We start from the raw sequence: 15,925 nt of genomic DNA, 5'->3' as shown, positions 1-15,925 counted from the left end.
CGCCCGCCACCCCGACGTCCTGGCCGCTCAACGCCGCGAACGCGCCCGCATCCGCAGCGAACGACAACACCGCTGGGGCCGACCCCGAGCCGCATGACCCGGCAAACGTTCGTGGTCAACGCACTAGTCGATGCAGGGGACGCCCTCGGCGGTGATCGCCGGCTGGGGCGGCGGCACCGGGGCGCTGGTGGCGCCGTCGCCGCCGAGCTCGCCGTCCGAGTTCGAGCCCGAGCCCGAGCCGCCGGCCCCGGTCGCGCCGAGCGGCGAGGCCGTGGGGGGCGCCGCCCCCGGGCCGCGGTAGTCCTCGGCCAGCACGACGCGGACGGAGTTCGGAGGCACCGACGGGTCGAACCGCGCGGGCAGGTCCCCGAGGCTGCGCGCGACACGGGCACCGGCGGCGTCGCCCGCGGGCCCGAAGAGCACCTCGGAGCGCGGTGTCGAGGTCGGCGAGTTGTCGGCCGTCGTGTGCGAGTAGCCCTGCGCCGAGAGCACCGCGACGACACGCGCGGCGGCGCCCTCGGTGCCCGAGGCGTTGAGCACGTCGACCGGGATCGTCCCGGGCGCGGGACCGTCGTCCTCGCCGGCGGCCTCGTCGGGGCCGATGGCGTCGCTGACGAAGCGCTCCACGGCGCGCGGGTCGACGTCGAGCACCTCGCCGCGGCCGTCGACGTTGCGCGTGCCGTTGGTCGGGATGGTGAGGAACGCGACGGCGCCGGCACTGACGTCCTGCATCTGCTGGCCGAAGCGCAGCAGGTCCCAGTTGTTGTCGAGCACCACGGACTGCTTCACGGCGTCGAGCAGCCGGGTGAGCGTGACGGGGTCGGCGAGGGTGCCCGAGGAGAGGATCTTGCGCGACATCGAGGCGAGGAATGCCTGCTGGCGGCGGATGCGGTCGAGGTCGCCGTTGGGCAGCCCGTGGCGCTGGCGCACGAAGGCGAGCGCGTCGTGGCCCGCGACCGTGCGCGGCCCCGCGGAGAAGTGGGCCCCCGAGAGGTCGTCGTCGACCGGGTTCTTCAGGCACACGTCCACGCCGCCGACCGCGTTCGTGAGCGTGTAGAAGCCCATGAGGTTGACCTCGGCGTAGTGGTCGACGGTCAGCCCGGTGAGCTCGGCGACGGCGCGCACGAGCTCCTGACGCCCGGCCTCCGAGGAGCGGACGTCCACGTCGCGCGGGTCGGTGTCGCCGGACTGGACGAGCCGGTTCGCCTCCTCCGCCTTCGCGCCCGGGTACGCCGAATTGATCTTGTCGCGGCGCCCGGCGCCCGGGATCGTCACGTAACTGTCGCGGGGGATCGAGAACGCGACCGCGCGGCTGCCGTCGTTGGGCACCCGCACCAGGATCATCGTGTCGGTGTTGATCACGCCGTCGGCGGCGCCCGCGCCGATCTCGCGCAACACCTCGGGGGGCAGCGGCTGACCCTGCGCGTCGGTGCGGCTGTCGACCCCGACGAGCAGGATGTCCGTCGCGCCGTCGGCCGCGTCGCCCACGGCCTCGCCGCCGAGCGCGCTCGACCCCGAGCCGAGGCTCCCGGACAGCGCCGCCCAGGCGGTGCCGGACAGCGCGAAGATCAGCACGGACAGCACGGCGACCGCGAGGCGCAGGGTGCGCCGCACCGTGCGTGGCGGCCGCCCGTCGTCGGGGACCTCCCGCTCCGGCCGGGGACGTCCGGGCCGTCGGGGCGGTGGCGGTCCGGGGCGACCCCGCTCGCGGTCCCTGTCCCTCTCTCGATCCCTGTCCCGGTCCGGGCGCGCCTTCTGGGGACGGGGCTCCTTCCGGGGCCGTGTCCCCGGCTCCCGCAGTGTCCCCTCGTCGCCGGGGTCCCGGGGATCGCGGGGATCGCGGGGATCGCGGCGCTCGCGACCGCGGTCGTCCGGGGGGTCGCGCCGGTCGCGCGGGTCGTCCGGGGGCGGCGCCGGGCGCCGGGGCCGGCCGGGACGCTCCGGCCGGCCGGGCTCGTCGGCTCGCTCGGCGCGCTCCGGCCGGTCGGGCCGATCCAGCCGGTCGGGCGGCGGGCCCGGGCTCTTCCCCCGGGGCCGGGTGCCCGTCGGGGCGGCGGACAGCTCGGCGAGGTCACGGCGGCGCAGCCGGGCCGAGGCCGGGCGGCGGTCCGGTTCGGTGAGGCTCTCGTCCGCGGACGGCACGCCCTGGTCGGCGTCGGGGTCGTCGAGCGGGGGTCCCCCGGCGCGACCCGGGCTGCGGCGCGCCGGACCGGCGGAGGCCCCGGCCGTGGCGGACGGACCGAAGCGCCGGGCGCGGTCGCGGCCGGGGTCGTCACGGTCCACGGGTCCAGCCTCCCTCCGCCGCTCCTCGGCCCCGCGGGGCGTTGCTCGGTCCCGTCCCGGCCCCTCCGGTCGCCGTCGTCCGAGGGGACGTCCCCGAGGCGCGGGCGCCGCGTCGCGCCGTGCTCCGGGTATGCCGACGAGGCGGTCCGGGGACCGGGGTTGATCGCAGATTAGACGCCCCCGCCGCCCGGCGGGGTCCGTCACCCGTCCGTCGGCCCGTCGGCGCGTCGCCGGCGACCGCCGGTGATCAGCTTCGCTCCCGAGCTGGGCTTCTTCCGGGAGTCGTGGATCCCCGGCGCCCCACCGCGGTCCGTGCTCACCCGATGGCGGTGCGAGACTGCGCTCCGCGTGATCGACGGGGGGTGGGGTGCCGTGCGGTGGATGGTGACCGGAGCCGGGGGTGCGCTGGGGACCGACCTGGTCGACCGGCTCACCGCCTCGGGGGCTCCGCCGGGCGACTCCGTGGTCGCGCTGACCCGGGCCGACACCGACGTCACCGACCCCGCGGCGGTCCGCGACGCGGTGCACGCATGGGCCGCGGCGCCCGCCGACGGCGCCGACGACACGGCCGTGCTGCTCAACGCCGCCGCGTTCACGGCCGTCGACCTCGCCGAGACCGACCCCGCGGCCGCGGCCGACGCCTGGGCGGCGAACGCCGAGGCGCCGGGCCTGCTCGCGGCGGCCTGCGCCGAGGTCGGCGCGACGATGGTCCACGTCTCCACCGACTACGTGCTCGGCCCGCTGCCCGACGGCGCCCGCCGGCCGCTCGAACCCGATGACCCCACCGGCCCGGACGGGGTCTACGCCCGCAGCAAGCTCGCGGGGGAGGAGCGGGTGCGCGCGGCGCTGCCCGGCGCCCACCACATCGTGCGCACCGCGTGGGTCTACGGCGCCACCGGGGCGAACTTCGTGCGCACCATGGCCCGGCTCGCCCGCGAGCGCGACACCCTCGACGTCGTCGACGACCAGCACGGGTCACCGACGTGGTCGGCGGACCTCGCCGACGGCCTGCTCGCCCTCGCCCGCTCGTCGGCGCCCGCGGGCACCCGGCACGCGGCGGGCGGCGGGGAGACGACGTGGTGCGGCCTCGCGCGGGCGGTGTTCGCCGAGCTCGGCGCCGATCCCGACCGGGTCCGGCCGTGCGACACGGCGTCCTTCCCGCGCCCCGCCCCGCGCCCGGCGTGGTCGGTGCTCTCCGACGCCTCCTGGCGCGCCGCCGGTCTGACCCCGCTACCACCCTGGCGGGACGCCCTGCACGCCGCGGTCACCCGCCATCCGGACCTCTTGCTGGGCTGAACGGACCACGTCTTTAATCCCATCGGTGTCATTCGCGTGTCCTCGGGGCGGGTTCGTGCGTTGAGCGGTCATGGCTGTGGAGACGGTGCTCCTCGCGCTGCTCGGTCTCGTCGCCGTGTGGTTGGTGATCGACGCCGGGCGTGAACGTCATCGGTTGCGGGCCCGGGTGGCCCGCGACGAGCGGTGGCAGGCCGAGCACCGCCGCACCGCACGCGCCGAGGCGCGGGAGGCCAGGGAGGCCAGGGAGAACAGGGCGGCGGCGTCCCCCGACTCCTGGCGCTACTGGCCGCTGACGCTCCCGCAGGTCGAGGACGGCTCGAGCGGCCCTCGCCTGTAGACCGGTGTGTCCCGCACACTGATCGGATGACGGAGCAGGCCGCGTCGGGGACGGCCGAACCCCTCTGCGACCGGGCCCGCGCGCTCGCGGCCGCACCGGGCGCGCACTCCGGTGACGGCCTGGAGGAGCGCATCGCGCTGCTGCGCCGCGCCGTCGCCAGCCGGGAGCCCTCCGCGCCCGGGCTGCTCGCCCACGCCTACCTCGACCGCGGCGACCGCCGGGAGGCCGCCGACGTCCTCGTCCCGGCCGTGATGAGCCGCGGCGAGACCGACCTCGCCGGCCTGCTCGGCGAGACCCTCGCCGGCATCGGCGACCACGAGGCCGCCGAGTCGGCGTTCCTCGTCGGGCTCGACGCGGGTGACCCGGCCGCGACCAACGACTACGGCGTCTTCCTGCGCGGGCGCGGGCGCACCCAGGAGGCGCTCTACGTGCTCGACCGGGCCGTGCGCCTCGGCGACGAGCTCGCCGCGCTCAACCTCGTCGCGCTCCACCTCGAGGAGCTCGACGACCCCGTCACCGCCACCGAGCTCGCCGAGGAGCTGCTCGACTCGGACCGTCCCGCCACGCTGCTCGCGCTCGCCGACTGCCGGCTCGCCGCCGGGCGCGTCCGGGAGGCGGGCGATCTCTACCGCCGCGCCGCCGAGGGCGACGGGCCGTGTGCGCACATCTACTACGGCTGGTTCCTCCGGGACCGCCACGACGACCTCGCCGGTGCCGAGGAGCAGCTGCGGCGCGCCCACGAGGTCGACGAGCCCGGCGCGCCGTTCCACCTCGGACGGTTCCTGCTCGACCACGGACGCCGCGACGAGGCCCAGGCCTACATCGAGGAGGCCGCCCGGCGCGGCGATCCCGACGCGCTGGCCGTGCTCGAGATGCAGTACCGCGGGCTGGTCGACGAGTTCGACGACTGACCGGCGACAATGCCGGGTGTGAGCACCGCTGGGGACGACCGGTTCGGCGACGGGCTCGCCGTCGTCTGCGTGACCTACTCGCCGGGCGAGGCGCTGGGCGAGTTCCTGGGCTCGCTGGAGAAGGCGACCGCGCGGCCGTACCGGGTCGTCCTCGCCGACAACGGGTCGGTCGACGGGGCTCCCGAGGCCGCGGCCGCCGCCGACGACCGTGTCGAGCTGCTGGTGATCGGCGAGAACGTCGGCTACGGCGCCGCGGCGAACCGCGCGGTCGCCGGGCTGCCCGCCGACGTCGGCTGGGTGCTCGTCGCCAACCCCGACATCGTGCTCGGGCGCGGCGCGCTCGACACCCTCGTCGACGCCGGCGCCCGCTGGCCGCGGGCGGGCGGTCTCGGGCCGCTCATCCGCACCGGCGGCGAGGTCTACCCGTCGGCGCGCCTGGTGCCCTCGCTCGGGCGCGGCGTCGGCCACGCGCTGTTCGCGGCCGTGTGGCCCGAGAACCCGTGGACGCGCTCCTACCGCCAGGAGGGCGCGGTCGCCGAGCGCACCGCCGGCTGGCTCTCGGGCTCCTGCCTGCTGCTGCGCCGCGAGGCGTGGGCCTCGGTCGACGGGTTCGACCCGCGGTACTTCATGTACTTCGAGGACGTCGACCTCGGCGACCGCCTCGGGCGCGCCGGCTGGCTCAACGTCTACGTCCCCGACGCCGAGGTGGTGCACACCGGCGGGCACGCCACCGACCGGGACGCCGCCACCGCCGCCCGGATGCTCGCCGAGCACCACCGCAGCGCCTACCGCTTCCTCGCCGACCGCTACCGCGGGGCCCGCTGGGCGCCGCTGCGCGCGGCCCTGCGGGTCGGCCTGAGCCTGCGCGCGCGCACCGGGGTCCGCGCCGCCCCCGGCTCGGAGCCCTACGGCGCGGGGTCCAGCACGCGCGCGAGGTAGCCGAGGACGAGCGCGGTCACCTCGTCGGCGAACTCCTCCCGCCCCAGCGGCGGATCCTCGAGCACGAACCCGACGGCGAGGCTCTCGACGGTGCGCACCACCAGCCACGCGACGGTGCCGGCGGGGTAGCGGGTCGCGCCGCCGGAGCGCGCCACGAGCGTGCTGGTCAGCAGCGCGTCGACGCGGCGCGCGAACGCGGCGCGACGGTCGTCGCCGGCCCGGGGCATCCGCTGCGCCACCGCGCGCAGCAGCGCCGGGTGCTCGGCCAGCGCGTCGACGAGGGCGAGCACGATGCGCCGGACCGCCTCGGTGGGGTCGCGCACGGCCACCGTCGCGACGAACGCGCCCGTCACCCGCTCCTCGAGCTCGTCGCTGTAGCGGGTGACGACCTCGTCGAGGATCGCCTCCTTATCACCGAAGTACTGGTAGAGCGAGCCGGGGCTGATCCCCGCGGCGGCCGCGACGTGGTTGGTGGTCAGGCCCTCGGTCCCGCGCTCGATCAGGACCGCGCGGCCCGCGGCGACGATCCGCTCGACGGTGGCCCGGGAGCGCTCCTGACGCGGCTGCCGGCGGCGTCGCGGGGCCGTCACGACGCGAGTTGAAAGCGAGCAGGAACTCGTATCAGCATCGACGGCATGGTGGCACGCGAGCGGGTCGATCTCCATCCCGGACGGTTCCGTGCGGCGCCGGAGCGCAGCCGGCGCATCGCGCGCCCGCTCGCCGTCGTGGCGCGGGTCCGCGAGACCGACGAGGACCTGCTCGACACCATCGGCCGGCGCATGTTCACCCGCGACGAGGTGGGCGCCGACCTCGCCGCGGCGATGGGCAGGCCCCGCGCCGACCCGGAGCGCGTGACGATGGCGGCCTTCTCGCGCGCGCTCGCGTCGCCGGGGTCGACGCCGGAGAACGCGGCGCTCGCCCGCTTCCTCGCCGTCGTCGAGGACACCCCGGCGTGGGTGGACCACGACCTCGTCGAGCGCGGCGGGCGCGCCCTGCGCCGGATGGGCCGCACGCTGGACGACGTCCTGCTCACCCTGTCGCTGATCGGCGGCTACCGCTTCGGCGGCCCCGCCGACCTGCTCGTCGCCACCGGCGGGCTCACCGGCGCGACGGCGATGCGCCGTCTCGGCGAGACCGAGGAGTGGGCGCGCTCGCTCATCGCGCCGGGCGGGCTGCGCCGCGACGGGGCGGGCTGGCGGCTGACCGTGCACGTGCGCGCGATGCACGCCCTGGTCAACCGCCGGTTCGAGACCAACGGGCGCTGGGACGTCGGGCACTGGGGCCTGCCGGTCAACCAGGCCGACCAGGCGGCGACGCTCGGGCTCTTCAACAGCACCGGGCTGCTGGGCGCCCGCGCGCTGGGCTGGGTGGTGACGCCGGCCGAGTCCCGCGCGGTGATGCACCTCTGGCGCTACGTCGGCTGGCTCATGGGGGTCGACGAGGACTGGCTGTTCGCCACCGAACGCGAGCAGAACCGGTTCCTGCACCACGTGCTGCTCGTGCAGGACGACGTCACGCCGGCCGGCCCGGCGCTCGCCACCGCCCTCGTCGACGGACAGCGCTCCCTGACGTCCGGGCCGCTGGCCGGGGTGCGCGGCGAGTACCGCCGACGCCGGGTGCTCGGGCTGCTGCGCTGGTTCCTCGGGCGGGAGGGGCTGCGCGACCTCGGGCTGCCCGCCGCGCTGCCGTGGCCGGTGCCCGTGGCGTTCGCCCGCAACCTCGTACTCTCCGGGCTCGTCGCGCGCACCCGCACCGGGCGGCGGTGGCTCGAGCGGGCCGGTGACGCCTGGACGCGCGGCGAGATCGACCGCCGCTTCGCCGGCGCCGAGCCCGGCGTGGCGCCGCTGCCGGGCTGAGCGTGACCGCTCTCCAGGACGATCTCCCAAGAGTGTCAGCAGCGTCGTGACGCCGCGGGTCAGCGCTCGATGAGGCGCATCTGCTGCTCGCTGTGGTGCCCGCCCTCGGGCGGGGTGAGGTCGTCGAGGCGGCGCACCTGCTCGTCGGTCAGCACGACGGCGTCGGCGCCGACGTTCTCCTCGAGCCGCTCGACGCGCTTGGTGCCCGGGATCGGGGCGATGTCGCCGCCCTTGGCGAGGAGCCAGGCGATCGCCACCTGGCCCGGTGTCGCCCCGACGTCGGCGGCCACCGCGGTGACCTCGTCGACGAGGGCGAGGTTGCGCCGGAAGTTCTCCTCGGCGAAGCGGGGGTTGTCGCGCCGCATGTCGCCGGCGTCGAGGTCGTCGATCGACCGGACCTGCCCGGTGAGCAGGCCCCGGCCCAGCGGCGAGTAGGGCACGAGGCCGATCCCGAGCTCGCGCAGCAGCGGCAGGACCTCGTCCTGGTCGCGGGTCCAGAGCGAGTACTCCGACTGCAGTGCGGTGATCGGGTGCGTCGCGTGGGCCCGGCGGATGGTGTCCAGCCAGGCCTCGGACAGCCCCAGGTACCGGACCGTGCCCTGCGTGACCAGCTCACCGAGGGCGCCGACCGTCTCCTCGATGGGGACCTGCGGATCGACACGGTGCTGGTAGTACAGGTCGATGTGGTCGACGCCGAGCCGGCGCAGCGACCCCTCGACCGCGGTGCGGATGCTCTCCGGGCTGCTGTCGGGCGAGCCCTGCGGCCGTCCCGTGTGGGAGATCAGCCCGAACTTCGTGGCCAGCACGACCTCGTCGCGCCGCCCGGCGATCGCGCGGCCGACGAGCTCCTCGTTGACGTACGGGCCGTACACCTCGGCCGTGTCGATCAGGGTGACGCCGAGGTCGAGCGCGCGGTGGATGGTGCGGACGGACGCGTCGTCGTCCTGTCCGGCGCCGCTGTAGGCGGTGGACATGCCCATGGCGCCGAGGCCGATGCGCGACACCGTGAGGTCGCCGAGCTTCGCGGTCTGCATGCGGGAGTCCTACCCGCCGAAGAGGCGCCGCCACCAGGGTCGCCGGCGCTCGTCCGCCGGGGTCTCGTCACCACGGCCGGAGCCGGCGCCGGGGCGGTCACCCGACCGCCCGGTCCCGGGTCGCCCGTCGTCGGGGGCGCCGTCGCCGCCGTCGGCGGTCGGCGTCGGGAACGGGCTCGCCGGGAACGGTGAGGTCCCCGGGTGGCTCGCCCCGCGCGCCCGGAACCGCACCGTGCGCGCGTCGTCCGGCGCCTCCTGGGACACGGTCGGGCGCCCGTTGCCGCCCGCGTGCCCGTTCCCGTGCGGGATGCGCTGGGTGAGGTCCGGGTCCTGGGGCCCGCCGCGCGAGGCGAGCCCGTGCGGGAGCACCGTGGTCGCCGACGCGTCGAACGGGGAGACCGCGGTGTCCGGCGTGATGACGTCCTCGTCACGCTCCGTGGCGCGCTCGTGGGCGTGCGCGATGGCCTCCTGCGCACGCTCCCACGCATTCGAGCCCACGGTGACCCTCCTGCTCGTTCCCCCGACGGGCGGGCCTGCACGGGGTGATCCTCCGGACCGCCCCGGGAGGGTCCACACTATCGCCCGCGGTCACGATTCGTCATCGACGTGGGGGGTCACGGGTGGTGCACACGGAGGACACGGCGGACATCGACCCGGCGAGGACGGCCGCGATCATCCTCGTCGGTGGTCAGGGGAGCCGGCTGCGCCCACTGACGCTGAGCACGCCGAAGCCCATGCTGCCGACGGCCGGGGTGCCGTTCCTGGCGCACCTGCTGTCGCGGATCGCGGCGGCCGGCATCCGCAAGGTCGTGCTCGGCACCGCCTACCGCGCGGAGGTGTTCGAGGGCTTCCTCGGCGACGGGTCGGCGCTGGACCTCGACCTGGAATGCTGCCCCGAGCCCGAGCCGATGGGCACCGGCGGCGGCATCCGCTGGGCGGGGAGCGCGCTGGACGCTTCCTACGACGAGGTCGTCGTGTTCAACGGCGACATCCTCTCCGGGGTCGACGTGCGCGCGGTCGTCGCCGAGCACCGCGCCGCGGCCGCGGAGGCGACGCTGCACCTGGTGCGCGTGCCCGACCCGACCGCGTTCGGCTGCGTGCCCACCGACGCCGACGGGCGCGTCACCGCGTTCCTCGAGAAGACGCTCGCGCCGCCGACGGACCAGGTCAACGCCGGGTGCTACGTCTTCCGGCGCGAGGTGCTCGACGCGATCCCGTCCGGGCGGCCCGTGTCGGTGGAGCGCGAGACGTTCCCCGGCCTGCTCGCCGGCGGCGCGCGGCTGCAGGGCCACGTCGAGTCCTCGTACTGGCTCGACCTCGGCACGCCGGCGTCGTTCGTGCGCGGCAGCGCCGACCTCGTGCAGGGCGCGGCGCCCACCGCGGCGCTGCCGGGCCCGGTCGGCACGGCGCTGATGCTGCCGGGCGCCAAGGTGGCGCCCTCGGCCTCGCTCACCGACGGGACGACCGTCGGCGCCGACGTCCAGATCGGCGAGGGCGCGCGGGTGTCCGGCTCGGTGCTCATGGACGGCGCGCGGATCGGCGACGGCGCCGTCGTCGAGCGCTCGGTGATCGGCCCGGCCGCGTCGATCGGCGACGACACCGTCGTCAGCGACGCCGTCGTCGGCGAGGGCACCACGGTCGGGGCGTCCTGCGAGCTGCTGGCGGGCGTCCGGCTCTGGCCCGGTCTCGTGATCCCCGACGGCGGTCTGCGATTCTCGGGTGGTGCCTGAGGCCCGGTCGATCGCCGCCCCGGAGGCGGAGCGGACCTGGCGACCCGACTTCGTGCTCGACCTGCGCTCGCTCGTCGCGCCGCTGCGCCGCGGGCGGGGCGACCCGACGTTCCACACCGAGCTCGACGGTCCGGACGGCGGCGAGCTCTGGCGGTCGACGCCCACCCCGGACGGCCCGGCGACGCTCGCGCTGTCACGCCGCGGCGGCGAGGTGCGCGCCCGGGCCTGGGGACCGGGCGCGGCGTGGGTGGTCGACGGCGTCCCCGCCCTGCTCGGGGCGGAGGACGACGACTCCGGCTTCGTCGGCCACCACCCGCTCGTGGCCGAGACGCGCCGGCGCATGCCCGGCCTGCGCCTCGGGGCGACGCGCACCGTGTGGGACCAGCTCTTCCCGGCGATCCTCGAGCAGAAGGTCACCGGGACCGAGGCGCGCCGGTCGTGGCGCGAGCTGTGCTGGCGGTTCGGCGAGGACGCGCCGGGTCCGACGCCGCGGCGGATGAAGCTGCCGCCCACGCCGCGACGCATCCGCGAGGTCCCCGACTGGGAGTGGCACAAGGCGGGCGTCGACCAGAGCCGCCGCCGCGCGATCCTCGCCTCGGCCGCCGTCGCCCACCGCCTGGAGAAGGCCGCCGAGCTGCGCGGCGAGGCCGGGCGGGCGCTGTTGCAGAAGATCCCCGGCGTGGGCGTCTGGACCGCCGCCGAGGTCGCCCAGCGCTCGTGGGGCGACCCGGACGCCGTGAGCGTCGGCGACTTCCACATCCCGACCGTCGTCGGCTGGGCCCTCGTCGGGCACAAGCTCGACGACGCCGGGATGCTCGAGGTCCTCGCCTGCTACGCGCCCCAGCGCCAGCGCGCGGTCCGCTACATCGAGGCGTCGGGCTTCCGCCGCCCGCGCTTCGGGCCGCGGTTCTCGCCGAAGGACTACCGGTCGTACTGACGCGGGCCCTCCCGGTGCCCGGGGCGAGATCAGGGGCGCGCCATCGGCGTCGGTCGATCGGGACGGGTGGAGAGCGCTCTCCTGATCACTGTCGTGTCGCCGGCCTGAGGGCCGGCCTCGGGTGCGGGGGATGCTTCGGGAACCGAAGCGTTTCGGCGGGAGCTGCCGGTGTGTCCCGGTGCCCGGGGCGAGATCAGGGGCGCGCCATCGACGTCGATCGGGCCGGACGGTTGGATGGCGCTCTCCTGATCACCACGGCGTCACCGCGGCGTCACCGCGGCAGCGCCGGCGCCTCAGCCCAGCGCCCGTCCGAAGGCGACCTCGTCGGGCAGCTCCGCCAGCGGCCACCAGCGCAGGTCCAACGACTCCTCGCTGATCGCCTCGACGGCGCCCGCGGGCGCGTGCGCGACGAAGCGGACGTCGAGGTGGCGGGTCGGCACGCCGAGCGAGCAGGTCAGGGCGTGCACCTCGACGTGCACCGGGTCCGGGTCGAGGACGAGCCCGGCGATCCCGGACTCCTCGGTCGCCTCGCGCAGCGCGGCGCCGGCCAGGGTCGTGTCGCCGGGCTCGATGTGCCCGCCGAGCTGGATCCAGGCGCCGACGCGGGGGTGCAGGGTCAGCAGCGCACGCTCGCCGGCGGCGTCGAGGACCAGCGCCGACGCCGTGAGGTGGCCCGGCGCGCAGGACCGGGAACAAGCGTCGGGGCGGGCGTCGAGGTAGGACAGCAGCGCCTGGCGCACCGAGTCGAGCTCGCGGCTCCCGGCGCGCCAGCGGTCGAGCACCGCGCGGGCGTCGGCGTGCACGGCGGCCGTGGTGACGGCGGCGCGGGTCGTCGCGGCCAGGGTCGGCTCGCTGGTCACCGGATCTCCACCCACCGGTCGTCGGCCACGAGCTCGCCGCGCGGGGGCGGGGCGCTCGCGGGGTGGCCGACGGCGACGGCGCCGAGCGGCTCCCAGTGGCCGGGCAGCCCGAGCTCGGTGCGGACGACGTCCGGGGCGAAGATCGTCGACGACACCCAGCACGAGCCCAGGCCCTCGGCGGCGAGCGCCACGAGCAGCCCCTGGACCGCGGCGCCCCCGGCGACGGTGAACATCGCGTGCTCGGCGGCGGCGCGCCGGGCGTCCGGGTAGGGGTGCGCCCCCTCGGGCACGAGGAACGCCAGCACGACCGCGGGCGCGCTGCGCAGGATGTCGCCGCGGGCCACGCGCCGGGCCACGGCGTCCTCACCGAACCCGTCGCCGCGCAGGTCCGCGCGCCAGGCCTCCGCCATGGCGTCGAGCAGGCGGGCGCGCACGCCGTCCGCCATCAGGTGCACGAACCGCACCGGCCGGGTGTGGTGCGGGGCGGGCGCGGTGAGGGCCGCGGCGCCGGCGCGCCGCAGCGCCGCGGGGTCCACGGGGTCCGGGGCGAAGGAGCGCACCGACCGCCGCGCCGGCACGGCCTCGCGACGTCCCCGGGCGAGGGCCTCGTCGGTCCCCAGCCAGAACAGGTCCTCCGCCACGGGGCGCACGAGGTCGGCGCCGCGCGCGGTCTCCGATCGGAGGGCGGCCGGCAGCCCGCGGACGACCGCGACCGGGACCCCGCCGAGCTTGCCCTTGACGAGGTCCGCGGCGGCGGCGACCTCGTCGGCCACGGCCACCTCGGTGACCACCAGCTCGTTGCCCTGCGCGTCGACCGCGCCGGCGTAGGCGTGCACGACCTCCAGGCCCGCGGCGCCGATCGCGGCGTCGGTCTGCCCCGTGCGCCAGGTGCGGCCCATCGTGTCGGTGACGACGACGGCGACGTCGACCCCGAGCCGCTCGCGCAGCGCCGCGCGCAGGGCCGCGGCCGAGCCGTCGGGGTCGGCGGGCAGCAGCGCGACCTCGTCGCCGGCGACGTTCGAGGCGTCGATCCCCGCGGCGGCCTGCACGATGCCCAGCGGGTTGGCGACGATCTTGGTGCGGCCCTTCGTGGCCAGCAGCCGCACGGTCTCGCGGTCGATCAGCGCCCGCCGGGCGGCGTCGCGCTCGTCGGGGTCGGACGGGACGGCGACGAGGCGGCCCTCGACCTTCGAGAGCACCTTCGAGGTGACGACGAGGACGTCGCCGTCGGCCAGCGTGCCCTCCAGGCGGTCGGCGAGCGCCCCGGCCAGGTCGTCGCCGGGGCGGAACTCCGGCAGGCCGGTGACGCCCCAGAGGGTCAGACCCCCGGCGGCGTGATCGGGGTGATCAGACACCCGCGACCTCGTACGCGGCCCGGACCATGGCCGCCGTGGTGTCCGGGTCGGTCATCATCAGCGGCACCTCGCGGACCTCGACGCCGGGCACCTCGGCGCCGTCGCCCGGGGCCACGAGCCAGCCGTCGAGCAGACCGCCGGTGGACCGTGACCCGTACCAGCGCCCGACGCCCTCGGCGCTGACCGGCACGTCGACCGCCGCCAGGCAGGCCTCGGCCATGCCGCGCACGGCGTGCCCGTCGACGATCGGCGACACCCCGACGACCTTCCCGGGCGCCGCCGACAGGGCGGGGCGCATGCCGGGGACGTCCACGATCGTGTGGACGCTGACCACGGGGTTGGACGGGGCCACGAGCACGACGTCGGCCTCGGCGACCGCGGCGAGCGCCGCGGGGCACGCCGTGGCCTGGTCGCGGCCGACCGAGGCGAACGAGTGCGCGGTCGGCGCGGCGCGGCGGCGCACCCACCACTCCTGGAAGTGGATCGCGCGGCGCTCGCCGTCGGTGGGGTCGTCGACGACGACGTGGGTCTCGATGCGGTCGTCGCTCGCCGGGATCAGCTCGACACCGGGCGACCAGCGGTGGCACAACGCCGCCGTGACCTGCGAGAGCGGGTAGCCGGCGCGGAGCATCCGGGTGCGCACGAGGTGGGTGGCGACGTCGCGGTCGCCGAGGCCGAACCACGTCGGGTCGGCGCCGTAGGCCTCGAGCTCCTCGCGCACCGACCAGGTCTCCTTGGCGCGGCCCCAGCCCTTCTCGGGGTCGATGCCCTCGCCGAGCGTGTACATGCACGTGTCGAGGTCGGGGCAGACGCGCAGCCCGTGCAGCCAGATGTCGTCGCCGACGTTGACCACGGCGCGGATCGTGTCGCCGGGTGCGGCCGCGGCCTTGACGCCCTGCAGGAAGCGGGCGCCCCCGACACCGCCGACCAGAACGGTGACCTGCACGCCGAACTCCTCTCTCGGTTCTCGCCCCGATCGTCCTCCCCGGGACCGACAGCGGCGTGCGGAGGGTCGGGCCGGGGTCAGCGCGACAGCAGCGCCGTGAACTGCGCGCTGCCGAGGGACGCGGCCGCGCTGTCGCCGCCGACGAGGCCGAAGAGCGCGTCGGCGACCGTGAACAGCAGCGACGACGCGCCGGGCAGCAGGAACAGCAGCAGGATGATCGCGAACGGCGCGTAGGGCGCGATCCGCGCGGCGCCCGCCCGGGTGGCGTACGGCAGGTACGGGTCGATGACGCCCCAGCCGTCGAGGCCCGGGATCGGCAGCAGGTTCAGCACGAACGTCAGGACCTGGATCAGCCCGAGGAACGACAGCGCGGCGGCGAGCGGCAACGGCGGGGCGGTGAGCGCGACACCGACTCCGATGAGGGCCGCGAGCACGAGGTTCGCCACCGGGCCCGCGAGCGAGACCGCGCTGATCGCCGGGCGCGAGCGCAGGGCCGCGCGCTGGATCCACACGGCCCCGCCGGGCAGCGGGATCCCGCCGATGAGCAGGAACAGCAGCGGCAGCACCAGGGTCAGGCCGATGTTGGCGTAGCGGCGGATGTCGAGGGTCAGGTAGCCCAGCGCGCGCACGGAGTGGTCGCCGCAGCGGTCGGCGGTGAGCGCGTGGGAGAACTCGTGCAGGCACAGCGACACCGCCCAGCCGGCGAGGACCAGCAGGACGGTGCCGCCGATGACGGCGCCCCGCGACCCGAGGAGGGTCAGGGCGCCCCCCGCGGCGGTGAGGGCCACGAGCACCAGGAAGATGGGGCTGACCGGGGAGCGAGCGCGCAGGCGTGAGCGGGGGGCCACGAGGACCAGTGTCCCCGAAGCGGTTCGGGCCTTCGTTGCTACGGATAGCGCATGACGCTCACCGCACGTGACGACCGGTCGTCGCGACATGCGGCTATCCGGGGCCCCGAGCTTGACCCGGATGGAACGACACCGGTGTAATTCCTACGCGATGACACGTCGGTGCGGGGCCGACGCCTCGTCCGCTTGCGGGGGCCGGGGGGAGTCGAGACGAGGGAGGCGTCGTGAACGGTGCGGAGAGCGGGTCGGTGGTGCTGGGTAGTCAAGGATTCGAGACGCACGGTCCGGGCAGGTCGCTGGTCGGGATGAGGGACGTCCTGTCCGAGCTCGCCATGGTGAGCGAGGACGAGCAGGAGTGGCAGGAGCGCGCGCTGTGCGCGCAGACCGATCCCGAGGCGTTCTTCCCCGAGAAGGGCGGCAGCACCCGGGAGGCCAAGCAGATCTGCAACAGCTGCGATGTCCGCACCGAGTGCCTCGAGTACGCGCTCGGCCACGACGAGCGGTTCGGCATCTGGGGCGGCCTCTCCGAGCGTGAGCGGCGCCGTCTGAAGCGCCGCGCTGTCTGACCCCGGCCCGGGACACCCCGGGCGGAG

16 protein-coding genes are annotated in these 15,925 nt (G+C 76.3%); 8 read left to right on the top strand and 8 right to left on the bottom strand.

What is annotated here, in order from left to right; all coding sequences use genetic code 11:
- Window positions 1–123: 123 nt before the first annotated feature.
- Window positions 124–2,283 carry an LCP family protein gene (locus QSK03_RS31255; RefSeq protein ID WP_285659532.1) on the bottom strand — a complete coding sequence of 720 codons (2,160 nt, stop codon included), beginning with the start codon at window positions 2,281–2,283 and terminating at the stop codon, window positions 124–126.
- 381 nt (window positions 2,284–2,664) lie between these two features.
- Between QSK03_RS31255 and rfbD the strand changes: the two genes are divergently transcribed.
- From rfbD to QSK03_RS31235, 4 genes are all read left to right on the top strand, one after another.
- Window positions 2,665–3,579 carry a dTDP-4-dehydrorhamnose reductase gene (rfbD, locus tag QSK03_RS31250; RefSeq protein WP_285659539.1) on the top strand — a complete coding sequence of 305 codons (915 nt, stop codon included), beginning with the start codon at window positions 2,665–2,667 and terminating at the stop codon, window positions 3,577–3,579.
- A gap of 70 nt (window positions 3,580–3,649) precedes the next feature.
- Window positions 3,650–3,916, top strand: a complete 267-nt coding sequence (locus tag QSK03_RS31245; protein ID WP_285659530.1) for a hypothetical protein — start codon at window positions 3,650–3,652, stop codon at window positions 3,914–3,916.
- Window positions 3,917–3,942: 26 nt separating this feature from the next.
- Window positions 3,943–4,827, top strand: coding sequence for a tetratricopeptide repeat protein (locus tag QSK03_RS31240; RefSeq protein ID WP_285659528.1), 885 nt, complete (start codon window positions 3,943–3,945; stop codon window positions 4,825–4,827).
- Between the two features lie 9 nt (window positions 4,828–4,836).
- Entirely contained in the window at window positions 4,837–5,766 is a 930-nt protein-coding gene (locus QSK03_RS31235; RefSeq protein ID WP_502872245.1) for a glycosyltransferase family 2 protein, read from the top strand.
- Here the strand turns inward: QSK03_RS31235 and QSK03_RS31230 are convergent.
- A complete protein-coding gene (locus tag QSK03_RS31230) occupies window positions 5,733–6,356 on the bottom strand; it encodes a TetR/AcrR family transcriptional regulator (RefSeq protein ID WP_285659524.1) in 624 nt (207 codons plus the stop codon). The two genes, QSK03_RS31235 and QSK03_RS31230, sit on opposite strands and share 34 nt — an antisense overlap.
- A gap of 45 nt (window positions 6,357–6,401) precedes the next feature.
- Here QSK03_RS31230 and QSK03_RS31225 point away from each other — a divergent pair, with 45 nt between their 5' ends.
- Window positions 6,402–7,622, top strand: a complete 1,221-nt coding sequence (locus QSK03_RS31225; RefSeq protein WP_285659522.1) for an oxygenase MpaB family protein — start codon at window positions 6,402–6,404, stop codon at window positions 7,620–7,622.
- Window positions 7,623–7,681: 59 nt separating this feature from the next.
- Here QSK03_RS31225 and QSK03_RS31220 read toward each other — a convergent pair whose 3' ends face one another.
- On the bottom strand, window positions 7,682–8,656 hold the full coding sequence (locus tag QSK03_RS31220; RefSeq protein ID WP_285659521.1) for an aldo/keto reductase: 975 nt from the start codon (window positions 8,654–8,656) through the stop codon (window positions 7,682–7,684).
- A gap of 9 nt (window positions 8,657–8,665) precedes the next feature.
- A complete protein-coding gene (locus QSK03_RS31215; protein WP_285659519.1) occupies window positions 8,666–9,154 on the bottom strand; it encodes a hypothetical protein in 489 nt (162 codons plus the stop codon).
- Between the two features lie 125 nt (window positions 9,155–9,279).
- On the opposite strand from QSK03_RS31215, the gene manB reads away from it, so the two are divergent.
- Together manB and QSK03_RS31205 are read left to right on the top strand one after the other, a co-directional pair.
- The gene (gene manB, locus QSK03_RS31210; RefSeq protein WP_502872244.1) at window positions 9,280–10,386 is read left to right on the top strand and encodes a mannose-1-phosphate guanylyltransferase; all 1,107 of its coding nucleotides are present in this window, start codon (window positions 9,280–9,282) and stop codon (window positions 10,384–10,386) included.
- The gene (locus QSK03_RS31205) at window positions 10,379–11,323 is read left to right on the top strand and encodes a DNA-3-methyladenine glycosylase family protein (RefSeq protein WP_285659518.1); all 945 of its coding nucleotides are present in this window, start codon (window positions 10,379–10,381) and stop codon (window positions 11,321–11,323) included. Before manB ends, QSK03_RS31205 begins: the two co-directional genes overlap by 8 nt.
- A 293-nt stretch (window positions 11,324–11,616) precedes the next feature.
- Here QSK03_RS31205 and QSK03_RS31200 read toward each other — a convergent pair whose 3' ends face one another.
- The 4 genes from QSK03_RS31200 to QSK03_RS31185 all read right to left on the bottom strand — a co-directional run bounded on the left by QSK03_RS31200 (window position 11,617) and on the right by QSK03_RS31185 (window position 15,332).
- Window positions 11,617–12,183 (bottom strand): NUDIX hydrolase, encoded by a 567-nt coding sequence (locus QSK03_RS31200; RefSeq protein WP_285659516.1) that lies wholly within the window; start codon window positions 12,181–12,183, stop codon window positions 11,617–11,619.
- Window positions 12,180–13,538: a coenzyme F420-0:L-glutamate ligase gene (locus QSK03_RS31195; protein ID WP_285659514.1), complete on the bottom strand. Its 1,359-nt coding sequence runs from the start codon at window positions 13,536–13,538 to the stop codon at window positions 12,180–12,182. Before QSK03_RS31195 ends, QSK03_RS31200 begins: the two co-directional genes overlap by 4 nt.
- A complete protein-coding gene (cofD, locus tag QSK03_RS31190; RefSeq protein WP_285659513.1) occupies window positions 13,531–14,484 on the bottom strand; it encodes a 2-phospho-L-lactate transferase in 954 nt (317 codons plus the stop codon). The genes QSK03_RS31195 and cofD overlap by 8 nt, the downstream gene beginning before the upstream one ends.
- 77 nt (window positions 14,485–14,561) lie before the next feature.
- The gene (locus tag QSK03_RS31185; protein WP_285659512.1) at window positions 14,562–15,332 is read right to left on the bottom strand and encodes a site-2 protease family protein; all 771 of its coding nucleotides are present in this window, start codon (window positions 15,330–15,332) and stop codon (window positions 14,562–14,564) included.
- 305 nt (window positions 15,333–15,637) lie between these two features.
- Here QSK03_RS31185 and QSK03_RS31180 point away from each other — a divergent pair, with 305 nt between their 5' ends.
- On the top strand, window positions 15,638–15,898 hold the full coding sequence (locus QSK03_RS31180) for a WhiB family transcriptional regulator (RefSeq protein WP_285659536.1): 261 nt from the start codon (window positions 15,638–15,640) through the stop codon (window positions 15,896–15,898).
- Window positions 15,899–15,925: the final 27 nt, after the last annotated feature.

Source organism: Actinomycetospora sp. NBRC 106375 (genome assembly GCF_030269665.1).
Classification (GTDB): domain Bacteria; phylum Actinomycetota; class Actinomycetes; order Mycobacteriales; family Pseudonocardiaceae; genus Actinomycetospora.
The sequence above is the reverse complement of the archived record's forward strand: the minus strand, read 5'-3'. Positions and strand labels throughout refer to the sequence as shown.